Annotated in this window: 21 protein-coding genes and 1 other annotated feature; of the genes, 19 read left to right on the forward strand and 2 right to left on the reverse strand. The window is 38.5% G+C overall.

Annotated elements, in window-relative coordinates; all coding sequences use genetic code 11:
- Positions 1–40 precede the first annotated feature (40 nt).
- From KUV80_RS01505 to KUV80_RS01595, 19 genes are all read left to right on the forward strand, one after another.
- Positions 41–1336 carry a bifunctional folylpolyglutamate synthase/dihydrofolate synthase gene (locus tag KUV80_RS01505; protein ID WP_246625000.1) on the forward strand — a complete coding sequence of 432 codons (1296 nt, stop codon included), beginning with the start codon at positions 41–43 and terminating at the stop codon, positions 1334–1336.
- A 111-nt stretch (positions 1337–1447) separates the two neighbouring features.
- Complete coding sequence (locus tag KUV80_RS01510) at positions 1448–3166, forward strand: sensor domain-containing diguanylate cyclase (protein WP_222460926.1); 1719 nt, start codon at positions 1448–1450, stop codon at positions 3164–3166.
- A gap of 144 nt (positions 3167–3310) precedes the next feature.
- Positions 3311–4312: a hypothetical protein gene (locus KUV80_RS01515; RefSeq protein WP_222460927.1), complete on the forward strand. Its 1002-nt coding sequence runs from the start codon at positions 3311–3313 to the stop codon at positions 4310–4312.
- Positions 4313–4528: 216 nt separating this feature from the next.
- Complete coding sequence (locus KUV80_RS01520) at positions 4529–5110, forward strand: Maf family protein (protein ID WP_222460928.1); 582 nt, start codon at positions 4529–4531, stop codon at positions 5108–5110.
- A gap of 26 nt (positions 5111–5136) precedes the next feature.
- Positions 5137–5826 (forward strand): RadC family protein, encoded by a 690-nt coding sequence (gene radC / locus KUV80_RS01525; RefSeq protein ID WP_338083457.1) that lies wholly within the window; start codon positions 5137–5139, stop codon positions 5824–5826.
- Positions 5827–5898: 72 nt separating this feature from the next.
- A complete protein-coding gene (locus KUV80_RS01530) occupies positions 5899–6936 on the forward strand; it encodes a rod shape-determining protein (protein ID WP_222460929.1) in 1038 nt (345 codons plus the stop codon).
- Between the two features lie 14 nt (positions 6937–6950).
- Positions 6951–7823, forward strand: a complete 873-nt coding sequence (gene mreC / locus KUV80_RS01535) for a rod shape-determining protein MreC (protein WP_222460930.1) — start codon at positions 6951–6953, stop codon at positions 7821–7823.
- Positions 7823–8341 carry a rod shape-determining protein MreD gene (mreD, locus tag KUV80_RS01540; protein ID WP_222460931.1) on the forward strand — a complete coding sequence of 173 codons (519 nt, stop codon included), beginning with the start codon at positions 7823–7825 and terminating at the stop codon, positions 8339–8341. Before mreC ends, mreD begins: the two co-directional genes overlap by 1 nt.
- A gap of 63 nt (positions 8342–8404) precedes the next feature.
- Entirely contained in the window at positions 8405–9082 is a 678-nt protein-coding gene (gene minC, locus KUV80_RS01545) for a septum site-determining protein MinC (RefSeq protein ID WP_222462223.1), read from the forward strand.
- Positions 9083–9097: 15 nt separating this feature from the next.
- Complete coding sequence (gene minD / locus KUV80_RS01550) at positions 9098–9892, forward strand: septum site-determining protein MinD (RefSeq protein ID WP_222460932.1); 795 nt, start codon at positions 9098–9100, stop codon at positions 9890–9892.
- Positions 9893–10015: 123 nt separating this feature from the next.
- On the forward strand, positions 10016–10741 hold the full coding sequence (locus KUV80_RS01555; RefSeq protein ID WP_222460933.1) for a M23 family metallopeptidase: 726 nt from the start codon (positions 10016–10018) through the stop codon (positions 10739–10741).
- Entirely contained in the window at positions 10734–11585 is an 852-nt protein-coding gene (locus KUV80_RS01560; protein WP_222460934.1) for a site-2 protease family protein, read from the forward strand. The genes KUV80_RS01555 and KUV80_RS01560 overlap by 8 nt, the downstream gene beginning before the upstream one ends.
- Before the next feature lie 42 nt (positions 11586–11627).
- Positions 11628–13103: an Rne/Rng family ribonuclease gene (locus KUV80_RS01565; protein WP_222460935.1), complete on the forward strand. Its 1476-nt coding sequence runs from the start codon at positions 11628–11630 to the stop codon at positions 13101–13103.
- Between the two features lie 46 nt (positions 13104–13149).
- Positions 13150–13224 (forward strand) — a sequence feature (ribosomal protein L21 leader region).
- Positions 13225–13238: 14 nt separating this feature from the next.
- A complete protein-coding gene (rplU, locus tag KUV80_RS01570) occupies positions 13239–13547 on the forward strand; it encodes a 50S ribosomal protein L21 (protein ID WP_222460936.1) in 309 nt (102 codons plus the stop codon).
- Positions 13548–13552: 5 nt separating this feature from the next.
- On the forward strand, positions 13553–13906 hold the full coding sequence (locus tag KUV80_RS01575) for a ribosomal-processing cysteine protease Prp (RefSeq protein WP_222460937.1): 354 nt from the start codon (positions 13553–13555) through the stop codon (positions 13904–13906).
- Positions 13899–14189 carry a 50S ribosomal protein L27 gene (gene rpmA, locus KUV80_RS01580; protein ID WP_066291343.1) on the forward strand — a complete coding sequence of 97 codons (291 nt, stop codon included), beginning with the start codon at positions 13899–13901 and terminating at the stop codon, positions 14187–14189. Before KUV80_RS01575 ends, rpmA begins: the two co-directional genes overlap by 8 nt.
- Before the next feature lie 132 nt (positions 14190–14321).
- Positions 14322–14858, forward strand: a complete 537-nt coding sequence (locus KUV80_RS01585) for a Spo0B domain-containing protein (protein ID WP_222460938.1) — start codon at positions 14322–14324, stop codon at positions 14856–14858.
- A 17-nt stretch (positions 14859–14875) separates the two neighbouring features.
- Positions 14876–16162 (forward strand): GTPase ObgE, encoded by a 1287-nt coding sequence (gene obgE / locus KUV80_RS01590; RefSeq protein ID WP_222460939.1) that lies wholly within the window; start codon positions 14876–14878, stop codon positions 16160–16162.
- Between the two features lie 109 nt (positions 16163–16271).
- Positions 16272–16718, forward strand: coding sequence for an ACT domain-containing protein (locus tag KUV80_RS01595; protein WP_222460940.1), 447 nt, complete (start codon positions 16272–16274; stop codon positions 16716–16718).
- Positions 16719–16756: 38 nt separating this feature from the next.
- Here KUV80_RS01595 and KUV80_RS01600 read toward each other — a convergent pair whose 3' ends face one another.
- Positions 16757–17293, reverse strand: coding sequence for a transcription repressor NadR (locus KUV80_RS01600; protein ID WP_222462224.1), 537 nt, complete (start codon positions 17291–17293; stop codon positions 16757–16759).
- Positions 17284–18438 (reverse strand): IscS subfamily cysteine desulfurase, encoded by a 1155-nt coding sequence (locus tag KUV80_RS01605; RefSeq protein ID WP_222460941.1) that lies wholly within the window; start codon positions 18436–18438, stop codon positions 17284–17286. Before KUV80_RS01605 ends, KUV80_RS01600 begins: the two co-directional genes overlap by 10 nt.
- Positions 18439–18463 lie beyond the last annotated feature (25 nt).

Below are 18463 nucleotides of genomic sequence, written 5' to 3' on the forward strand. Positions count from 1 at the left end.
GGGTTCGTCTTCTTTTTACGTTATGAAAGGCGGGAGAGATTTGAAATCGTACGACGAAGCATTATCATGGATACATGGATTATTGAAGTTCGGAATTAAGCCAGGATTAAAAAGAGTGGAATGGCTATTACAACGGACAGGACATCCAGAAAAAAAAGTAAAGTGTATTCACATTGCAGGAACAAATGGCAAAGGGTCCACAGTAGAGTATTTGCGGAGCGTCTTTCTTGAAGCAGATTATCAGGTAGGAACCTTTACATCCCCTTACTTAATTTCATTCAATGAAAGAATTTCTATAAATGGTAAGCCGATAGAAAATATTGAATTTCTCCAATATGCAAGATTATTAAGACCACTTGTAGAGGAGCTGTCTAAAACATCGTTAGGAAGTCCGACAGAATTTGAAGTGATCACGGTTATATCGTTGCTTTATTTTGCAGATCAAAAGCCAGATGTTGTTTTATATGAAGCGGGACTAGGGGGTTTATATGATTCTACTAATGTTATTACACCTATTTTAAGTCTGATCACGAACGTTGGATTCGATCATATGGCTATACTAGGCGAATCGATAGAAGCGATCTCCTTCCAAAAAGCGGGAATAATTAAAAACACAATTCCTGTCATTTCCACTGCAGAACAAAAAGAAGCAGTAGATGTTATAACAAAAAAAGCGAAAGACATGAATTCAACAGCTTATCTTCTCAATGCTCACTTTTCGGTTCAGCATAAAACCAGTTCAGATAAGGGCGAATTATTCACTTATACAGGTCTGAATGGAGTAGAGATAGAAGTTCAAATCTCCATGAAAGGTGTTCATCAAGTGAAAAATGCTGGACTTGCACTCGCTGCGATTGAGTACTTAATAGAATCAGGCGATTATGTTATAACACCTACAGAAATAAAGAGGGGGTTAGTTCAAGCAAACTGGGCAGGCAGATTTGAAAAAGTCTCTTCTTCACCCGATATTATTATAGATGGCGCGCACAATCTTCAGGGAATACAAGCTTTAAAGGAAACTTTGATCAAGCATTATAAAGGCAGGAGAATCTACCTGTTATTTGCCGCGTTGCATGACAAAGCATATGGAAACATGATGGATGAATTAAAGGAAATTGTTTATGAAGTCTATTTTACGACGTTTGATTTTCCTAGAGCAGCATCAGCAGATCAATTACTAGCAGAAAGCCCGTTCTTAAAATCACAGTCATTTACATCATGGGAAAGTGCACTTCAAGCAGTCAGAGAAAAATTGCATAAGGAAGATATCTTAATTATTACAGGATCTCTCTACTTTATTTCAGAAATTAGAAAAACATTTATAAAATCGGAATAACATTTATTGTAATTTTTTGAACTTTTGATAAAATAAAAAGATAATAGAATTGTACTAGTAAAATAGATGTGTTTTATCGTGTACTTTACGTTATAGGGAAGGAGAAAGCTAATGGAGCTCATGAGGAACAGAAATAAACGTATGTATGTTGTGATTGCGTGGGTACTATTTTTCCCTCTTGCCGTTTGGACTGCTGTTCGATTGACTAGTAACCAGCCTGATATCAATTTTATTGACTTAGGAATCATATCTCTTTTAGCCATTATTGTTTCCTTTTTCCCTATAAAAGTACTTGATACAAACATATCCTTTATGTCGGGAATAAATTTAGCGGTTTTCTTATATTTTGGACTGACTGCCGCATTGTACATGACCGTTTTATCTTTAATCGCCATGTTTATTTCATTGAGGATTAACATCTTTAAGGAATATTACAGATATATGGCTAATATTCTTATGTTTTCCTGGATTATCATCATTGAAGGAGCAGTTTTTAAACTTCTTGGTGGCGAAACAGGTGCTTTTGACCTAAATGAGTCCATAAATTTAATACCCATTATCGGTTATTTTATTACAGGACTGGTCTTAAACCACGTTGGGCTTTATTTCATTGTTACCGTTCTTTATGAAGAAGATGTTCCGTTTATTGACCGTGATGCTTTCTGGGACGTCGTATCAGAGCTTCTTGTTATACCAGTGGGACTTATGCTTTACATGCTTTATTCACAGATGGGTCGACCAGCGATCTTTTATGTGGGCGTTCCATTCTTATCGCTCTCTATTATTATTAATCTCTATCATTCGAGCAAACAGATTAATGATTCTTTGCAGAAAGCAAGTGAAATAGGGCAGCAGCTTTCTGAGCACCTAAAAGTAAATCCTATAATCGATATATTCATTGAGAAACTTATTGCTTTTATGAAGGTTGATTTTGCTTTCATATATGATGCTGATGCAGGCGAACATTTGAAAATTATACGAAAGTATGAGAGTGAAGAAGGGATATTGGCAGCTGTACCGATTAAGAAACAAGAAGCAATAAGCGGCAGAGTATGGTCTACGGGTAAAAGTATCAGATATTCAAAATCAAAACATTGGCATGGGATATCAGAGACGTTTTTTCAAGGGAAAGCAGAATCTGTTCTTTCTGTGCCTATGATAAGAAACCAAAAAATCGTAGGCATCATAACGTTCGCTTCTAAAGAAGAATATGCCTATCAAAAGCACCATTTAATTATTTTGGAGATTCTCGCAAACTATTTGGCAGTAGCCATTGATAATGCTAGAAACTATGAATCCACAAAGCTGAAGAGTGAGCAATGCCCTTTAACAGGGTTGTATAATTATCGTTATTTTGAAGATTTGCTTACGAATATGTATAACAATTACGAATATTTCAGAAAAAAATTCTCAGTTATTTTGCTCGATATCGATCACTTTAAGGCCGTTAACGATACCTATGGCCATCAAAGCGGAAACGATGTACTTATTCTCCTTGCTCGCCGACTCGAGGAATTTGTTCATGACCGTGGAACCGTTGCCCGATATGGCGGTGAAGAATTTATTATTCTGTTGCCAGAATCGGGTGAGCAAGAATGTTTAGAAATAGCTGAACAGCTTCGTTCTGTTATCTCTAACAAAGGGTTCGAAATTCAAAATGATTTAACAGACCAGCAAAAAAAGTTAATATACATAACCGCAAGTATTGGCATTGCGACTGCACCCCATCAGGGAGAAGATCCATTAACGTTAGTTAGGAATGCCGATCGAGCCATGTATACCGGTGCCAAGCAACAAGGGAGAAATAAAGTAGCGGCTTACATTGGATAAATGGTAAAGGGACTTCGTAAAACTTACGGAGTCTTTTTCTTTTGAATTCCCCTTCTGTTTACATGGGTTTGTCTTCTTTTTAAGTTCTACTAAAAAATGAAGTTGCATATGATTTAGTAGATACTAGAGAGGAGCGGATAACAGATGAAACCGGAAATTTCTATTCTCATAAATGGTAAAGAAAGGCGATATAGTGATTGTAAAGAAAATAAAGAGGCCCCTCTGCCCTCTACTGAAATTGCAGCAACGATTGAAGAAGTTAGGCAAGAAGGTTATACGCTGCTTTCTGTACCTTTAAAGAAAAACGAGCTATCAATTAAGAGAAAGAAAATGACCCTATTGCCAAACAATAGGACAGGCTTTACTTTTCACCAAAAAGGAAAAGGAAAACCTCTTTCAAAGCAAATTCTTGCGGCGATTATGGCTGCAGTAGCTACTGGAACGGTTTTTGGCCTACTTGTATTGATGGTTTTTTCATCAGATATTACAGAAGCGGGTAATACGCAGCCAGAAAATGCTGCTGTCCAAAAGAAGAAGTCTGAACCCGCAAGTAAACTTGTAAAGTTGCCCCCGATTAAGCTTGAGTTTTCAGCATTACAAGCAGGGGTATTTTCTTCCGAAGAAAGAGCCAAAGATGTAGCAACATCAATTGAAAGTAAGGGCTTTTCTGCCATTATTCTTCCTTCTGAGGAGAAGTTTTCTGTTATTGTTGGAATAGCTAACGAACCGCACCAGCTAGAGCGATACAGTAACAACTATCAAAAAGAGATGGAAAAGCCACATGCAAAAATGCTGACATACTCCTTTGAAGATCTAACAACACCAAATAACCTTGATGAGACCTATTTTAGTAATGGGAAAATACTTCTTCAAAATGTACTGACTCTCTCCCAGCTTCCAGCAACGAGTGAAACAGGGCTCGATCAAACCTTAAGTGATTTTAACAAGTGGAAAGAATATGGAAAGAAACAACAAGGAAATTGGAAGAAAGAAACGGCGAAAGCTGCAAAAGACTTTGAAAAACAGTTAGAAGGCGCTTTTCTTGCATTAAAAGACACGAAAAAAGGGAAAATGAACTGGGCGTTTCAACAAAAGGCGATGGATAGTTTTAAATCCTATAACCAATTGCTTCAAACATTACGATAGACTTGATTTTTAAAAAAAGGTGCCCAAAGCACCTTTTTTGTATGTTTCGAGAACTTTGTCAAATATCGTCTGTAAATCTTTCCATTTGCCCACATAAAAAACGCAAAATGACCGAAAAACTAAAAGAAGTAAGTTTTTGGCGTTGTTTGTCTATTTTTAACAAGTTTGTTATTGTAAATGGTATCAACAACTATGAATGAGATGAAAGGTGATTACATGAAACACCTCATATTAGCCTCTTCTTCACCTCGAAGATATGAACTTCTGTCATTAACGCTTCTTCCTTTTGAAACTTATCCTAGTTTGCTTGAAGAAAAAATGGATATGAATCTTACTCCAAGTGAATTGGTAGAATCACTTGCTGAACAAAAAGCGTCTGATGTTCTTCAATCAAAGCCAAATGACGTTATTTTGGGTGCAGATACTATTGTCTCCTTTCAAAACAAGCGTCTTGGTAAACCGAAAAGTAAGCGAGAAGCAGCTGATATGCTAAAGATGTTATCCGGACAGACGCATGATGTATACACGGGTGTTTGCATTATGGACCAAGAAAAAAAACGGGTCTTTTCGGTTAAAACGAGTGTAACCTTTTATACTCTTGATGAGGAAATCATTGACTGGTATATCAGCACAGAAGAGCCTTTTGACAAGGCAGGCAGCTATGGAATTCAAGGTTCAGGATCATTGCTGGTTGAAAAAATTCATGGTGATTACTTTAATGTTGTAGGGTTACCGATATCCAAAGTTGTAAGAACACTTAGTGATTTCGGATATTCTTTCACCGGGTCAGTCAAGTAGACTGAAAAAACGAGGGAGGAACGTAAGTGGTAACAAAGCCGCTTATGATCAAAGATTATCCATTACAGGAAAGACCAAGGGAAAGACTTTTACAAGATGGGCCAGAATCCCTCTCGAACTATGAACTGCTTGCCATTCTTTTAAGAACAGGCACAAAGCAGATGTCTGCCATTCAATTGTCCCATCATATTATTCAGCATTTTGAAGGCCTGCGACAATTTAAAGATGCTACGATAGGTGAGCTTAAAGAAATCAATGGAATCGGTCCTGCTAAAGCAGTCGAACTGCTTGCAGCCATTGAAATCGGGAAACGAATCAGCCGGCTCCAATTTGAAGAAAGATACACGATACGCTCACCAGAGGATGGTGCAAGATATTTGATGGATGAACTTCGTTTTTTACACCAGGAACATTTTGTGTGTTTGTATTTGAACACAAAGAATCAAGTGTTGCATAAAAAAACGGTTTTTATCGGAAGCCTGAATACGTCCATTGTTCATCCACGTGAAGTATTCAAAGAAGGGCTGAAACGATCTAGTGCATCAATCATTTGTTTTCATAATCATCCGAGCGGAGATCCTGCTCCGAGCAGGGAAGATATTGAGGTTACGAAACGATTAGTAGAATGCGGGAAAATGCTTGGTATCGAAGTGTTAGATCATATTATTATAGGTGATCAAAAATACGTAAGTTTAAAAGAAAAAGGATATGTTTAACATTGTCTTTTAATTCTTTTATAGCGTATAATCAATCGTATGAGTTTTGCTTGATGAAAGGAGTTTACATACATGTTTGGTGGATTTTCAAGAGATTTAGGAATTGATTTAGGAACTGCAAACACACTTGTTTACGTGAAGGGCAAGGGTGTTGTTGTGCGTGAACCTTCCGTTGTTGCTTTACGTACTGACACAGGTTCAATTGAAGCAGTAGGTAATGCTGCTAAAAATATGATCGGTCGTACTCCAGGGAATATCGTTGCAGTAAGACCTATGAAAGATGGCGTCATTGCAGACTTTGAAACAACTGCAACGATGATGAAATATTTTATTCAACAAGCTCAAAAGAACCGTTCTGTGTTTGCTCGTAAACCTTATGTAATGGTTTGCGTGCCATCAGGTATTACAGCTGTTGAAAAACGTGCGGTTGAAGACGCAACGAAACAAGCTGGTGCTCGTGAAGCATATACGATTGAAGAGCCATTTGCAGCGGCGATTGGTGCTGATCTGCCGGTTTGGGAACCAACTGGAAGTATGGTTGTAGATATTGGTGGAGGTACTACCGAGGTTGCTATCATCTCACTAGGTGGAATTGTAACTAGCCAATCCATCCGTATCGCGGGAGATGAGATGGATGATGCGATTATTGCGTACATTAAAAAGACATACAACTTAATGATCGGTGAGCGTACCGCAGAAACGCTTAAGCTTGAAATAGGTTCTGCAGGTACTCCGGATGGCATCGAAGATATGGATATTCGCGGCCGAGATTTATTGACAGGTCTGCCAAAAACGATTACGATTACGGCGGAAGAAGTTTCCAGTGCATTGCGTGATACAGTGAATAGCATTATGGATGCTGTCAAAGTGACTCTTGAAAAAACCCCGCCAGAACTTGCAGCTGACATTATGGACCGTGGTATCGTCCTTACTGGTGGAGGAGCTTTATTAAGAAACTTGGATAAAGTCATTAGTGATGAGACAAAAATGCCTGTTATCGTGGCTGAAAACGCATTGGATTGTGTAGCAGTAGGAACTGGTCGAGCGCTTGAGAATCTGCACCTTTTCAGATCCAAAGCTGGTATTACTTCTAGATCTAAATCCAAGTAAGTAGGTGTATTTTCATGCCACATTTTTTTTCGAATAAACGGCTTATCATCCTGCTAGTAAGTATTATTATTCTAGTAGCTCTGATTGGTTTTTCGATGAAAAAAAGAGAAAGCCTAACCTTACCTGAGCAGTTCTTAAAAGATTCTGCAGGACTAACACAAACGATTTTCTATAAACCCGCTAATACTATAGCGGGTTTCTTTGAGAATTTAGCTGAGATGAAGCAGCTTTATAAAGAGAATCAGATGTTAAAAGCAAGGTTAGATGAGTACGCAAAATTATATGTACAGTTCGAGGAAGTTAAGAAAACGAATGAAACGTTAAAAGCACAGTTGGACAAGAAAGAGGATCTGACTGATTTTAAGGTACGGGAAGCGACCGTTATCGGCCGGTCACCTGATCAATGGAATCAATTTATTTACATCAATAAAGGGGAAAAAGATGGAATCAAGCCTAAGATGGCCGTCATTTCACCTCAAGGATTTATTGGAAAAGTAACGAATGTATCCTTGTTTCAATCAACGGTTCAGCTGATTAGTGACAATGATCGGGCAAATCGTTTTTCTGCAATCGTTCAAGGCGAAAAGAACATTTTTGGAACGATAGAAGGATACGATCCGAAACGTCAAGCTTTATTGTTTAAGAAGATTGAAGTTGATGCGAAAATTAAAAAGGGACAAAAAGTCATTACTTCTGGTCTAGGGGATGTGTTTCCTCCCAACTTGTTAATCGGTGAAGTGATTGAAATCGAACCTGATGAAGTAGGTCTTACACAGACGGCTTACTTAAAACCATCTGCAAATCTATATGATTTAAATCATGTGATGGTGTTAGAAAGAGAGATGCCGGCAGTAAATGAAAGTCTAAAAGAAAAGGAGGAAGAATGATGAAAAAAATCCTTCTTCCTTTTCTTATCTATCTAGGTTTTATTAGTGAAAGTTCTCTCGTTCAAGCTTTTCTGCCCCATCAAAACAGTATGGAATGGCAAATCATTCCTCATTTTTCCATGGTCATGATTTTATTTGTAGCGATGTATCTTAATACTACATATGGTCTTATCTATGGTTTAGGTTTTGGTCTTCTTACCGATTTGCTTTACACAGATATCATTGGTGTGTACTTGTTTTCAATGGCTGCGACTGCCTATGTCACTTCTATATTTTCGAGATATCTATTTGGTAATCTGATTGTTACACTTCTTCTTTCCATTGTCGGAGTTACAATTTTGGAATTCTTTGTTTACGGGCTAAACAGCCTAATAGGGATCAGCAATCAGATGATTGATTTGTTTCTATATAAAAGATTGGTGCCTACCCTCATCATAAATGGTTTGTTTGCGATACTCATTTATTATCCATTTGTAAAGCAACTGAACCAATTAAAGGATACTCTAAAAGAAAACTAACATCAGTAAAAAGGAATTTAGTCCTAGCTGTCGAATGTTAGTACGTTGAGGTGAACTATGGCAATGGTACAGAAACTGCAGCACAACGTAACAATAAAAGGTACAAAAGACGGCCTCATCTTATTGTTGGATGATAAATGTTCCTTTGAACAGCTAATAGAGGAGCTCTATGATAAATTAACTGCCGACAGCGGACAAATGCTGAACGGCCCTGTTATTTCTGTAAAAGTGAAAGCAGGAAATCGATATGTAACTGCTGAACAAGAAGAAAAATTACGGGAAGTTCTAAAAGAAAAAGAGAATCTGATCTTGGAAAAAATAGAATCAGATGTGATTACCAAGACAGAAGCTGAAGAATTAAGAAAAGATGCACAGGTGATAACCGTCTCAAAAATCGTAAGGTCTGGTCAAGTTCTTGAGATACAAGGCGATCTTCTCTTGATTGGAGATGTGAATCCTGGAGGAACTGTTATGGCTACCGGAAACATTTACATTTTAGGTGCCTTAAAAGGGATCGCCCACTGTGGGAGCAAGGGCAACGAAGAGGCGATAATTGCTGCATCAGTGATGAAACCTTCTCAGCTAAGAATTGCACACCATATTAATAGGTCACCTGACACTTATCCGGATTTGGGAAATGAGATGGAGTTTGCTTACATATCCAAAGAAGAACAACAGATTCGTATAGATCGGATCAGTGCTGTTCACCGACTTAGACCGATGTTGAACAGTTTGGTATAGAAAGGGGAATGAAGCATGGGGGAAGCGATTGTCATAACGTCTGGGAAAGGTGGAGTCGGTAAAACGACTACTTCTGCCAATTTAGGGACTGCTCTAGCTCTTTCTGGTAAAAAAGTAGTCCTCGTTGATACAGATATCGGGTTGCGTAACTTGGACGTATTAATGGGGCTTGAAAACAGGATCATCTATGACCTGGTAGATGTCGCTGAAGAACGCTGTAAACTGAATCAAGCTTTAATCAAAGACAAGCGCTTTGAATGTTTGTACCTTCTTCCTGCAGCACAAACAAAAGATAAATCATCTATTCAGCCTGAGCAAGTGAAGAAAATTGTTCAAGAATTAAAGCAAGATTATGATTATGTCATTATTGATTGTCCTGCTGGAATTGAACAAGGCTTTAAAAACGCTGTAGCTGGGGCAGATAAGTCAATCGTTGTAACGAACCCTGAAATTTCTTCTGTTCGTGACGCTGACCGTATAATCGGATTGCTTGAACAAGAAGAAGTTGAAGCACCAAAATTAATCGTTAACAGACTTCGAAATCACTTAGCAAAAAGTGGTGATATGCTCGATGTTGACGAAATCGTGTCTGTACTCTCTATCGAGCTGCTGGGAGTAGTCATTGATGACGAAAACGTGATTAAAGCAGCGAATAAAGGAGAACCCGTAGTGATGCAGCCTGACTCTAAAGCATCCATCGCGTATCGGAATATTGCAAGAAGAATATTGGGAGAATCAGTTCCTCTTCTTTCTTTAGAAGAAGAAAAAGGATTCTTCGGCAAAATAAAAACACTTTTAGGTATGAAATAAAAGCATTGGCCCTAGGCCGATGTTTTTTTTGTTAACCACCTTCCTACTAGCTCTTCATTTTACACATATCTGCAGCGGACAAGTCATACGATGTACATATATGAAAAAAATGGAGGAACGGTTATGAAAAATAGAGCTGATGAAATCCGAAAGAAATACGGAGATTTATCTAAAAAAGGAAGCGTAAATGAAAAAGGTCCGCTAATAGTTCGAGATGAAAATGAAAAAAATCATCCTCTATTTAACCGCCATGCGCTTTTAATGCAGATCATGTTTTCAATCATTTTATTTTTAATCGTTGGAATTATCTTTAAGAATCATGGTGAACAAACAGCTAAAGCACAAAATTTCATAAAACACATCTATGAAGAAGAGTTTCATTTTGCAGCTGCGAAGGATTGGTACGAGAATCAATTTGGAAAGCCACTGGCTCTATTGCCTAAAGATAAATTACAAAACTCTCCAAATTCAGAGAAAGTAAGTGAGGTGTATGCAGTTCCAGCGGATGGCAAAGTTTACGAGACGTTCACTACGAACGGAAAAGGAATCATCATCGAAACAGGCAAGAATGAATCGGTTGAGACGGCAAAAGAAGGGTATATTGTTTTTGCCGGAAAAAAAGAGGATTTAGGATTTACCGTAATCATTCAGCATTCCGATGAACAAGAATCCTGGTATGGTGACCTGAAGGAAATCGATAAATCCATTAAACTTTATAATTATGTAGACAGTGGCACACGTCTTGGAAAGGTATCAGAAAATGACGGCGGAAAAACCGGAAAATTTTATTTTGCTATCAAAAAAGACAAAAGCTTTATAGATCCGAGTAAGGTGATTGATATTGATTAATCTTGTCCTTCAATTTATCCGAAAAATGAAAATTAATCCTGCCTTCTGGGTCGTTATCTTTGGAGCTGTTTTCACTGGACATTTTAGGGAGATTATCATTTGGTTTTTCGTCGTTCTTATACATGAGATGGGTCATTTTGCCGGGGCCCATCTTTTTAAATGGAGAATTTCTCGAATCGACCTGCTTCCTTTTGGTGGGGCAGCAGTAGTTGATGAACATGGAACAAGACCTTTTCATGAGGAAGTGTGGGTGGCTGTTCTTGGACCGCTTCAACATGTGTGGCTGACTGGAGCTGCCTTTTTTTTAAGAGAAGTGAATGTCGTATCCCAACAGGATTTTTATTGGTTTTTCATTTTAAACCTTACATTATTTTTATTTAACTTATTACCAATATGGCCGTTGGATGGGGGTAAATTAGTTTTCGCATTATTCACAAGATGGATGCCTTTTAAAATGGCTCAGCAGCAATTTTTATTATGGTCCGCCGCCTTTTTATTTTCACTTGCAAGCTGGCAGCTCTATCTACAGCCAAACCACCTGAACCTTTGGGTTATTGTCATCTTTTTATTCGTATCCCATTTTTTAGAGTGGAAAAGAAGGCATTATGTATTTATGCGCTTCTTATTAAGCAGAAAACAGGTTACAGTCTTACCTCGTACTCGCACGATAGTCGTTTCTCCATCCATGCCATTATCAAAGGTTACTCACCGTTTTATCAAAGACCTTTCACACGTCATCATAGTAAAAGACAAGGTACCTGTCACCATTCAAGAAAAACAGTTTTTAGAAGCCTACTTTCATCTTCATTCCCCTGAATGTGCAATTGGAAAGGTTTTTCGGTAAAATAAAGAAACAATGTATGAACAGGGAGATGTGAAGACAAAAATGCAACAAGTGGTTATTAATGCAGCAGGAATGGAAAAACGGACAGCGCTCCTTCATAATGGTAAGCTAGTGGAATGTGCTTACCAACGACCAACCGAAAAGCCTTCAACAGGCAGTATATATAAAGGAAGAGTGCAAAAGGTCCTTCCAGGTATGCAGGCAGTATTCGTAGATATTGGAACAGATAAGAACGGTTTTTTGCACAAAGATGATCTTCCTGCTTTTCAAGTGCTGACAGATGAAGAGAAGAAAAAGACCACGATTTCAAGCCTTATTAAGGAAGGTGAATCTGTTCTTGTGCAGATCGCTAAAGAAGAAAGTGGTGATAAGGGGGCTAAATTAACAGCGCTCTTGTCATTTACGGGCCACCTTCTTGTATACTTTCCGTTCACCTCTCATATTGGGGTATCAAAAAAAATTCAAGAATCGAATCGAGAGACTTTATTACGATGGGGTTCTGAACGACTGGAGCCTCAAGAAGGGTTGATTATTCGAACAGGCTGTGAAGAGTTTCCTGAAAAAGAAATGAATCATGAATTAATGCGTTTAAAACAGCAGTACTCAGAAGTGAAGAGACATGATGTGGCTAAAAAAGCTCCTGCTTTAATCATAAGGCCTCCTTTTTACCAAACTTACTTAGAAAGATGGCTAAATCAAAACGTGGAAGACGTCATAGTGGACGATCACGAAACGTATCTTCAAATTAAAGATTATATCTCTACTTATCGCAAAGCATACAAAGTAAAGCTATATCATGAGAAAGAACCTATTTTCAAAAAGTATGGAATAGATGTAGAAATTCAAAAATCATTATCCCCGCATGTCTGGTTGAAAAATGGTTCTTCTCTATATTGGAATGCAACAGAAGCGTTAACGGTTGTTGATGTGAACACAGGTAAGTTCACAGGAAAAAAAGATCGTGCAAAAACTGTTGTTGAGACGAATTTGCTCGCCGCTAAAGAGATCATGAGACAGCTCAGGCTGCGCAATTTGGCAGGTATGATTGTCATTGACTTTATTACTATGGAATCGAAAGAAGACAAACAAAAAATAACGTTAGCCATGCAGGAGGAAATCAAAAAAGACTCCTCCACAATGATATTGCATGGATTTACAAAAATGGGATTATTCGAGATGACACGAAAAAAAGACCGACCTTCCCTTTTAGAGACTCTTGCCGTTAAACCTAGAGCAGAGATAATGGATGGGCATATATTACGCTCAGAATCTTATTTTTATGAGCTTGAACGGATCGCCCATGAATATTCATTTCATGATGATGAGGCGCTATGGATAGAAGGACCTGATTATTTTGTGGACTGGCTTCAAAAAAATCCACAACAGCATTCTTCTATTGAAAATCAATATGGTATCACCTTATTTGTCACTGCTGGTTCGATAAATCGCAATATCATCGTACGTCAGACAGGTACAAAAACAAAAATAACAGAGCGAATGTTAAAAGAATCAGATTGACACAGGGGTCCAAAACATGGTATCCTTTTTTCGTTAGTGTTTGGAGCACCCGCTCCAACCGCACAGACTAGGTTTTTAAGTATTTTACAATACACCTAGGATGGCGAGTCTGAGTATAAGAGGAGGTGCACGTTGATGTACGCAATTATTCAAACTGGTGGTAAACAAGTTCGAGTTGAAGAAGGACAAGTAATCTATGTTGAGAAACTAGATATCGAAGCTGGTGAAACAGTAACATTTGAAGATGTTTTGATGGTCGGTGGAGACAGCTTGAAAGTAGGAGCTCCTTTAGTTGAAGGCGCTACAGTTACGGCAAAAGTTGAAAAACACGGCCGTGGCGAAAAAGTGGTTGTTTATAAGTTTAAGGCGAAGAAGAACTATCGTCGTAAGCAAGGACACCGTCAACCATACACAAAAGTTGTGATTGACAAGATTAACGGGTAATTCTCATGATTTCAGTTTCTATTTTCAGAAACAGTGATCAAAACATACTTTCGTTTACGATGGAAGGACATGCTGATTTTGCTCCACATGGCCAAGATTTGGTTTGTGCAGCAGCAACAGCTGTGTCGTTCGGTACGATCAATGCTATTGAAAAGCTTTGCGGCTATGAGCCGGAAGTGACCACTCATGAAGATGGCGGTTTTCTAGTGTGCAAAGTACCGAATAATCTTGATGATTCTACCTATCAAAAAACGCAATGGCTTTTGGAAGGCATGATTGTATCCCTTGCTTCGATTGAAGAAGGATACAGCGAGTATATAAAATTGACTGAACATGAAGGAGGTGCAACGAATGCTTAAATTAAACCTTCAATACTTTGCCTCTAAAAAAGGTGTAGGTAGCACAAAGAATGGTCGTGACTCACAGTCTAAGCGTCTTGGCGCAAAGCGTGCAGACGGACAATTTGTTTCTGGTGGTTCAATTCTTTACCGTCAGCGTGGTACTAAGATTTACCCTGGTACGAACGTTGGTAAAGGCGGAGATGACACACTATTTGCTAAGGTAGACGGAATCGTTCGTTTCGAGCGTTATGGCCGTGACCGCAAAAAGGTAAGTGTTTACCCAATCGCGCAAGAAGCGTAAGAGGGAGATAAAAACTCTAACCAGATTGGTTAGGGTTTTTTCTTTGTACTGCAGTTAATGAGTTTGAGTACTGCGCTAAATTTGTTGGTGTAAGGTGTAGCCATATTAAAAGGAAAGGCTGGGAGTGCGATGATGTCAAAAAAATGGACAACTGTCGATCTTTTACGCCATGCCAGGCATGACTGGCTAAACCAGCTTCAGCTTATTAAAGCAAACCTCTCACTTGACCGCACGGAGCGGGCAAAAGAGATAATGAACGAAGTAATTGAATTATCCCGGGAAGAATCGAGGATCTCTAACCTAAAAACCCCGAATTTATCAGAGTACTTACTAACTTATAATTGGTTGAAGCACCCGGTCAAATTGTTTGCGAAAGTAAAGGGCGAGAGTGGAGATTTTAGTTTATATGAAGAAGAATTGTTACATACAATTGATGAGTTATGCGATGTGTTCAACAATTCGATTTCCGGATATGAAGAAAGCTCACTTACTGTTACTTTTAAACCTGAAGACCTTCATGTTAGCTTTACATTTGTAGGAGTTCTTTCGAATCAAGAGCAGACACTAGAAAATGTAAAGAAAATGATTTCAACACATAAAAGCATGATACTCATCGAAAGCTATATTCAGGACAATAAGTGTTATTTTGAAATTCAGTTAACTTCCTAAGGAAAGGAGGAGAATAAATGTTTGTCGATCAAGTCAAAATTTATGTAAAAGCTGGGGACGGCGGAAATGGAATGGTAGCCTTTCGCCGAGAGAAATATGTCCCAGATGGTGGACCTGCTGGCGGTGATGGAGGAAAAGGTGCGAATATTATCTTTGAAGTAGAAGAAGGGCTTCGTACGCTTATGGATTTTCGTTTCAATCGTCACTTTAAAGCACAAAGAGGCGAACATGGTATGTCAAAAGGCATGCATGGAAAAAAAGCCAATGACATGATTGTAAAAGTTCCTCCAGGTACCGTGATTACAGATGCTAATACAGGAGAAACCATTGCTGATCTTGTTCATCACGAACAGCAAGCGGTTATTGCAAAGGGAGGCCGTGGCGGACGTGGTAACACTCGTTTTGCGACGCCATCAAATCCTGCTCCTGAAATTGCAGAAAACGGGGAACCTGGTGAAGAACGAGAAGTAACATTGGAATTAAAAGTTTTAGCCGACGTGGGGTTAGTCGGATTTCCGAGCGTTGGAAAATCCACTTTCTTATCGATCGTATCGGCAGCTAAGCCTAAAATTGCCGCATATCATTTTACAACGATCACACCTAACTTAGGGGTTGTAGCTGTAGAAGATGGCAGAAGTTTTGTAATGGCTGACTTACCAGGATTAATTGAGGGTGCGCATGAAGGCGTCGGACTCGGTCATCAATTCTTAAGACATATTGAAAGAACACGAGTTATTCTCCATGTTATCGATATGTCCGGTATGGAAGGCCGTGACCCGTATGATGATTTTGTTAAAATCAACGATGAGCTGAATCAATACAATATGCGATTAATGGAACGTCCTCAAATTGTCATCGCAAATAAGATGGACATTCCAGGTGCACAAGAAAATCTTGAAATGTTTAAGGAGAAGGTCGGAGAAGAAGTTCAAGTATATCCGGTCTCTGCTATAACGCGTCAAGGGATTCGTGAAGTATTGTTTACTACAGCTGATATCCTTGAAGTTACTCCAGAATTCCCGCTTATTCATGACGATGGAGTAGAGCAGCAGAGAGTTCTTTACAAACATGAAAAAGAAGAAGCTGGCTTTTATATTACTCGTGACTCTTCTGGAACATTTGTTATTAACGGTCCGAAAATTGAGAAGATGTTTAAAATGACAGATTTCTCAAGAGACGAAGCCATTAAACGCTTTGCAAGACAAATGCGTTCACTCGGTGTGGATGAAGCGTTACGAGAACGCGGTGCAGAGCACGGAGACATTGTAAGGATATTAAAATATGAATTTGAATTTATTGATTAAATGGACAGCCTGTTAAAGGCTGTCTTTTTTATGCAGATGTCCATGTGGAATAGACATTTTCATCAGCCTTTATTATAATGAGTGTAGAATTTACTCGGAGGAAATGGAAATGAAAAATGATAAACAATATTACATGGTAAGAGAAGATGTTTTATCTGAGTCTATGCAAAAAGCTTTGGAAGCAAAATCATTATTAGATCGCGGAAAAGTAAAAACAGTAGCAGAGGCAGCTGAAAAAGTAGGGTTAAGTCGAAGTGCTTTTTATAAATACCGTGACGGCATCTTTCCTTTTCATACAATGGTTAAAGAAAAAATTATCACGTTGTCCATTCATCTTGAAGACAGATCTGGTGCTCTTTCAAGTCTTTTAACCGTTGTCGCTTCTCAAGGATGTAATGTTCTGACCATTAATCAAACGATTCCTCTTCAAGGACGTGCACATATTACGCTTACGATTGAAACCAACATGCTTCAGGGAGATGTAAAAGAGCTGTTAGCCACTCTGAATAGAATGGAAACCGTTGAAAGAGTTGAAGTAGTAGGAACAGGCGCATAAAAAGGAAAAACCAGCAACGAAATTTTGCTGGTTTTTAGTTATAATAATAACCCTTTTTCTCTCAATGCAAGACAAGCATTATCCATTTTTTCTTTTGAATCTGCAGATAAAGTATGCATGTGGACACCCTCTGTAAGCTCGCTTAACAGACTGGCGTTTGTATCTCTTAATCGATTCATAAACTCTTCTACATCTTTACGGTTAGATAGCTTAAGGGATGCGGTTATGTCTCCATAAACCGGATGTTCAACAGTTACATCTTCTACGGTTACCCCATGATCTACGATCGTGTTTAATTCTTCGATGGTCGCTTCAGGTGAATGATTAGATGCTATTACACAAGAAAAAGAGTGGCTTTTTTCCGGTTTCATATATATATATCCTTGAGCGGTTGCCATAATCGGCTCTCCGCTTGCTTTTAAGAGTGACATATCTTGTACGATAACCTGTCTGCTGACATTCGTTTTCATAGCAAGCAATGAACCGCTAAGCGGCTCTGAGGCCTCTTTTAACCAGTGTATCAGCTGTGATCTTCTATCATCACCTTTTAATTTATCTCCATTGCTCATTTTAATGATTCCTCTCTGACTGATAAAAATTTGTTCGAAATGCTTTCTAATGCCTCACCTAACATGTGTATTTCTTCTAATTTTGTTAGATGGCTCAGTGAGATACGAACTAAGCCATATGCCTCACTTTCTGTTTTTCCTAAAGCTAGCAAGGTTTTTGAAGGAGATTGCTGACCGATCTTACAAGCCGATCCAGTGGAAACAGCTAGTTGTCTGCGGTTTAGCTCCTGCATAACAAACTGGCCTTCTAATCCCTTCAATCTAATCGGAAGGATATAAGGTGATCCATTAGGGATGTTTTCAAAAATAATGTCTTTCTTGTTTAGTATAAGCGAAATGAATAGTTTTCGCATTTCAACCACGTGATTGTAATGTGATGACTGATCATTCAAAGCTTCATCACATGCGGTTACAAACGCAATGATGGAAGGCAGATCGATGGTTCCAGGCTTAAACCCACGTTCATGAGTGACATGAGAGAGTAATGGCGAAATGGGGACCTTAGGCGATATGTATACGGCACCTGTTCCCTTTGGTCCATAAATCTTGTGAGCTGAGACTGTGAAAGCATCCAATGGGAACGAATTAAATATGTTTAAATCGAATTTTGTAAATGACTGAACACAATCGCTATGAAATAATATTTGTTTTTCAGAAAAGAAGCTGCCGAGTTTACCAATATCCTGCACAATACCCGTCTCACTGTTTATATGCTGAATCGTAGCAAGAATCGTGTCGCTTTGAATATGCTTTTTAACTTCTTCTAACGTGATTTTACCCGAGTCTTGATCTATTGGAATCCTCGTGACTGTGTATCCATTTTTTTCTAGAAAATGTAATGTTTGATCAACGGATGGATGCTCAACATTGGAAGTAATGATATGTTTTCCTTTATGCATCGAACCAAAAGCGAGGGAAGTAATAGCTAAAAAATTCCCATCAGACCCTCCTCCAGTAAAATAAATCCCGCCTGCATCCTTTTTTAATCTATTTGCAAATGATGTTCTAGCATGTTCTAGTAGTTCTTTTGCACGTTGTCCGTCATCATGCAAACTCTCCGTATTATGAAAATAAACCTTGGAAGTATGTAAAAAAGCTTCCGCAGCTTTTTCGGACATAGGTGTTGTTGCTGCATAATCCAGATATATCAAGGTATCCGCCTCTTTTTTAATAAAA

It is taken from the genome of Fictibacillus nanhaiensis (genome assembly GCF_019801215.1).
Lineage (GTDB): Bacteria > Bacillota > Bacilli > Bacillales > Fictibacillaceae > Fictibacillus > Fictibacillus nanhaiensis_C.

Bases quoted from the DNA above. Each gene is read 5' to 3' on its own strand.
- KUV80_RS01565 (WP_222460935.1), top strand. From the start codon at position 11,628: ATGCAACAAGTGGTTATTAATGCAGCAGGAATGGAAAAACGGACAGCG.
- KUV80_RS01555 (WP_222460933.1), top strand. From the start codon at position 10,016: ATGAAAAATAGAGCTGATGAAATCCGAAAGAAATACGGAGATTTATCT.
- KUV80_RS01515 (WP_222460927.1), top strand. From the start codon at position 3,311: ATGAAACCGGAAATTTCTATTCTCATAAATGGTAAAGAAAGGCGATAT.
- obgE (WP_222460939.1), top strand. From the start codon at position 14,876: ATGTTTGTCGATCAAGTCAAAATTTATGTAAAAGCTGGGGACGGCGGA.
- mreC (WP_222460930.1), top strand. From the start codon at position 6,951: ATGCCACATTTTTTTTCGAATAAACGGCTTATCATCCTGCTAGTAAGT.
- KUV80_RS01520 (WP_222460928.1), top strand. From the start codon at position 4,529: ATGAAACACCTCATATTAGCCTCTTCTTCACCTCGAAGATATGAACTT.
- KUV80_RS01510 (WP_222460926.1), top strand. From the start codon at position 1,448: ATGGAGCTCATGAGGAACAGAAATAAACGTATGTATGTTGTGATTGCG.
- rplU (WP_222460936.1), top strand. From the start codon at position 13,239: ATGTACGCAATTATTCAAACTGGTGGTAAACAAGTTCGAGTTGAAGAA.
- minC (WP_222462223.1), top strand. From the start codon at position 8,405: ATGGTACAGAAACTGCAGCACAACGTAACAATAAAAGGTACAAAAGAC.
- rpmA (WP_066291343.1), top strand. From the start codon at position 13,899: ATGCTTAAATTAAACCTTCAATACTTTGCCTCTAAAAAAGGTGTAGGT.
- mreD (WP_222460931.1), top strand. From the start codon at position 7,823: ATGAAAAAAATCCTTCTTCCTTTTCTTATCTATCTAGGTTTTATTAGT.
- minD (WP_222460932.1), top strand. From the start codon at position 9,098: ATGGGGGAAGCGATTGTCATAACGTCTGGGAAAGGTGGAGTCGGTAAA.
- KUV80_RS01585 (WP_222460938.1), top strand. From the start codon at position 14,322: ATGTCAAAAAAATGGACAACTGTCGATCTTTTACGCCATGCCAGGCAT.
- KUV80_RS01530 (WP_222460929.1), top strand. From the start codon at position 5,899: ATGTTTGGTGGATTTTCAAGAGATTTAGGAATTGATTTAGGAACTGCA.
- KUV80_RS01575 (WP_222460937.1), top strand. From the start codon at position 13,553: ATGATTTCAGTTTCTATTTTCAGAAACAGTGATCAAAACATACTTTCG.
- KUV80_RS01595 (WP_222460940.1), top strand. From the start codon at position 16,272: ATGAAAAATGATAAACAATATTACATGGTAAGAGAAGATGTTTTATCT.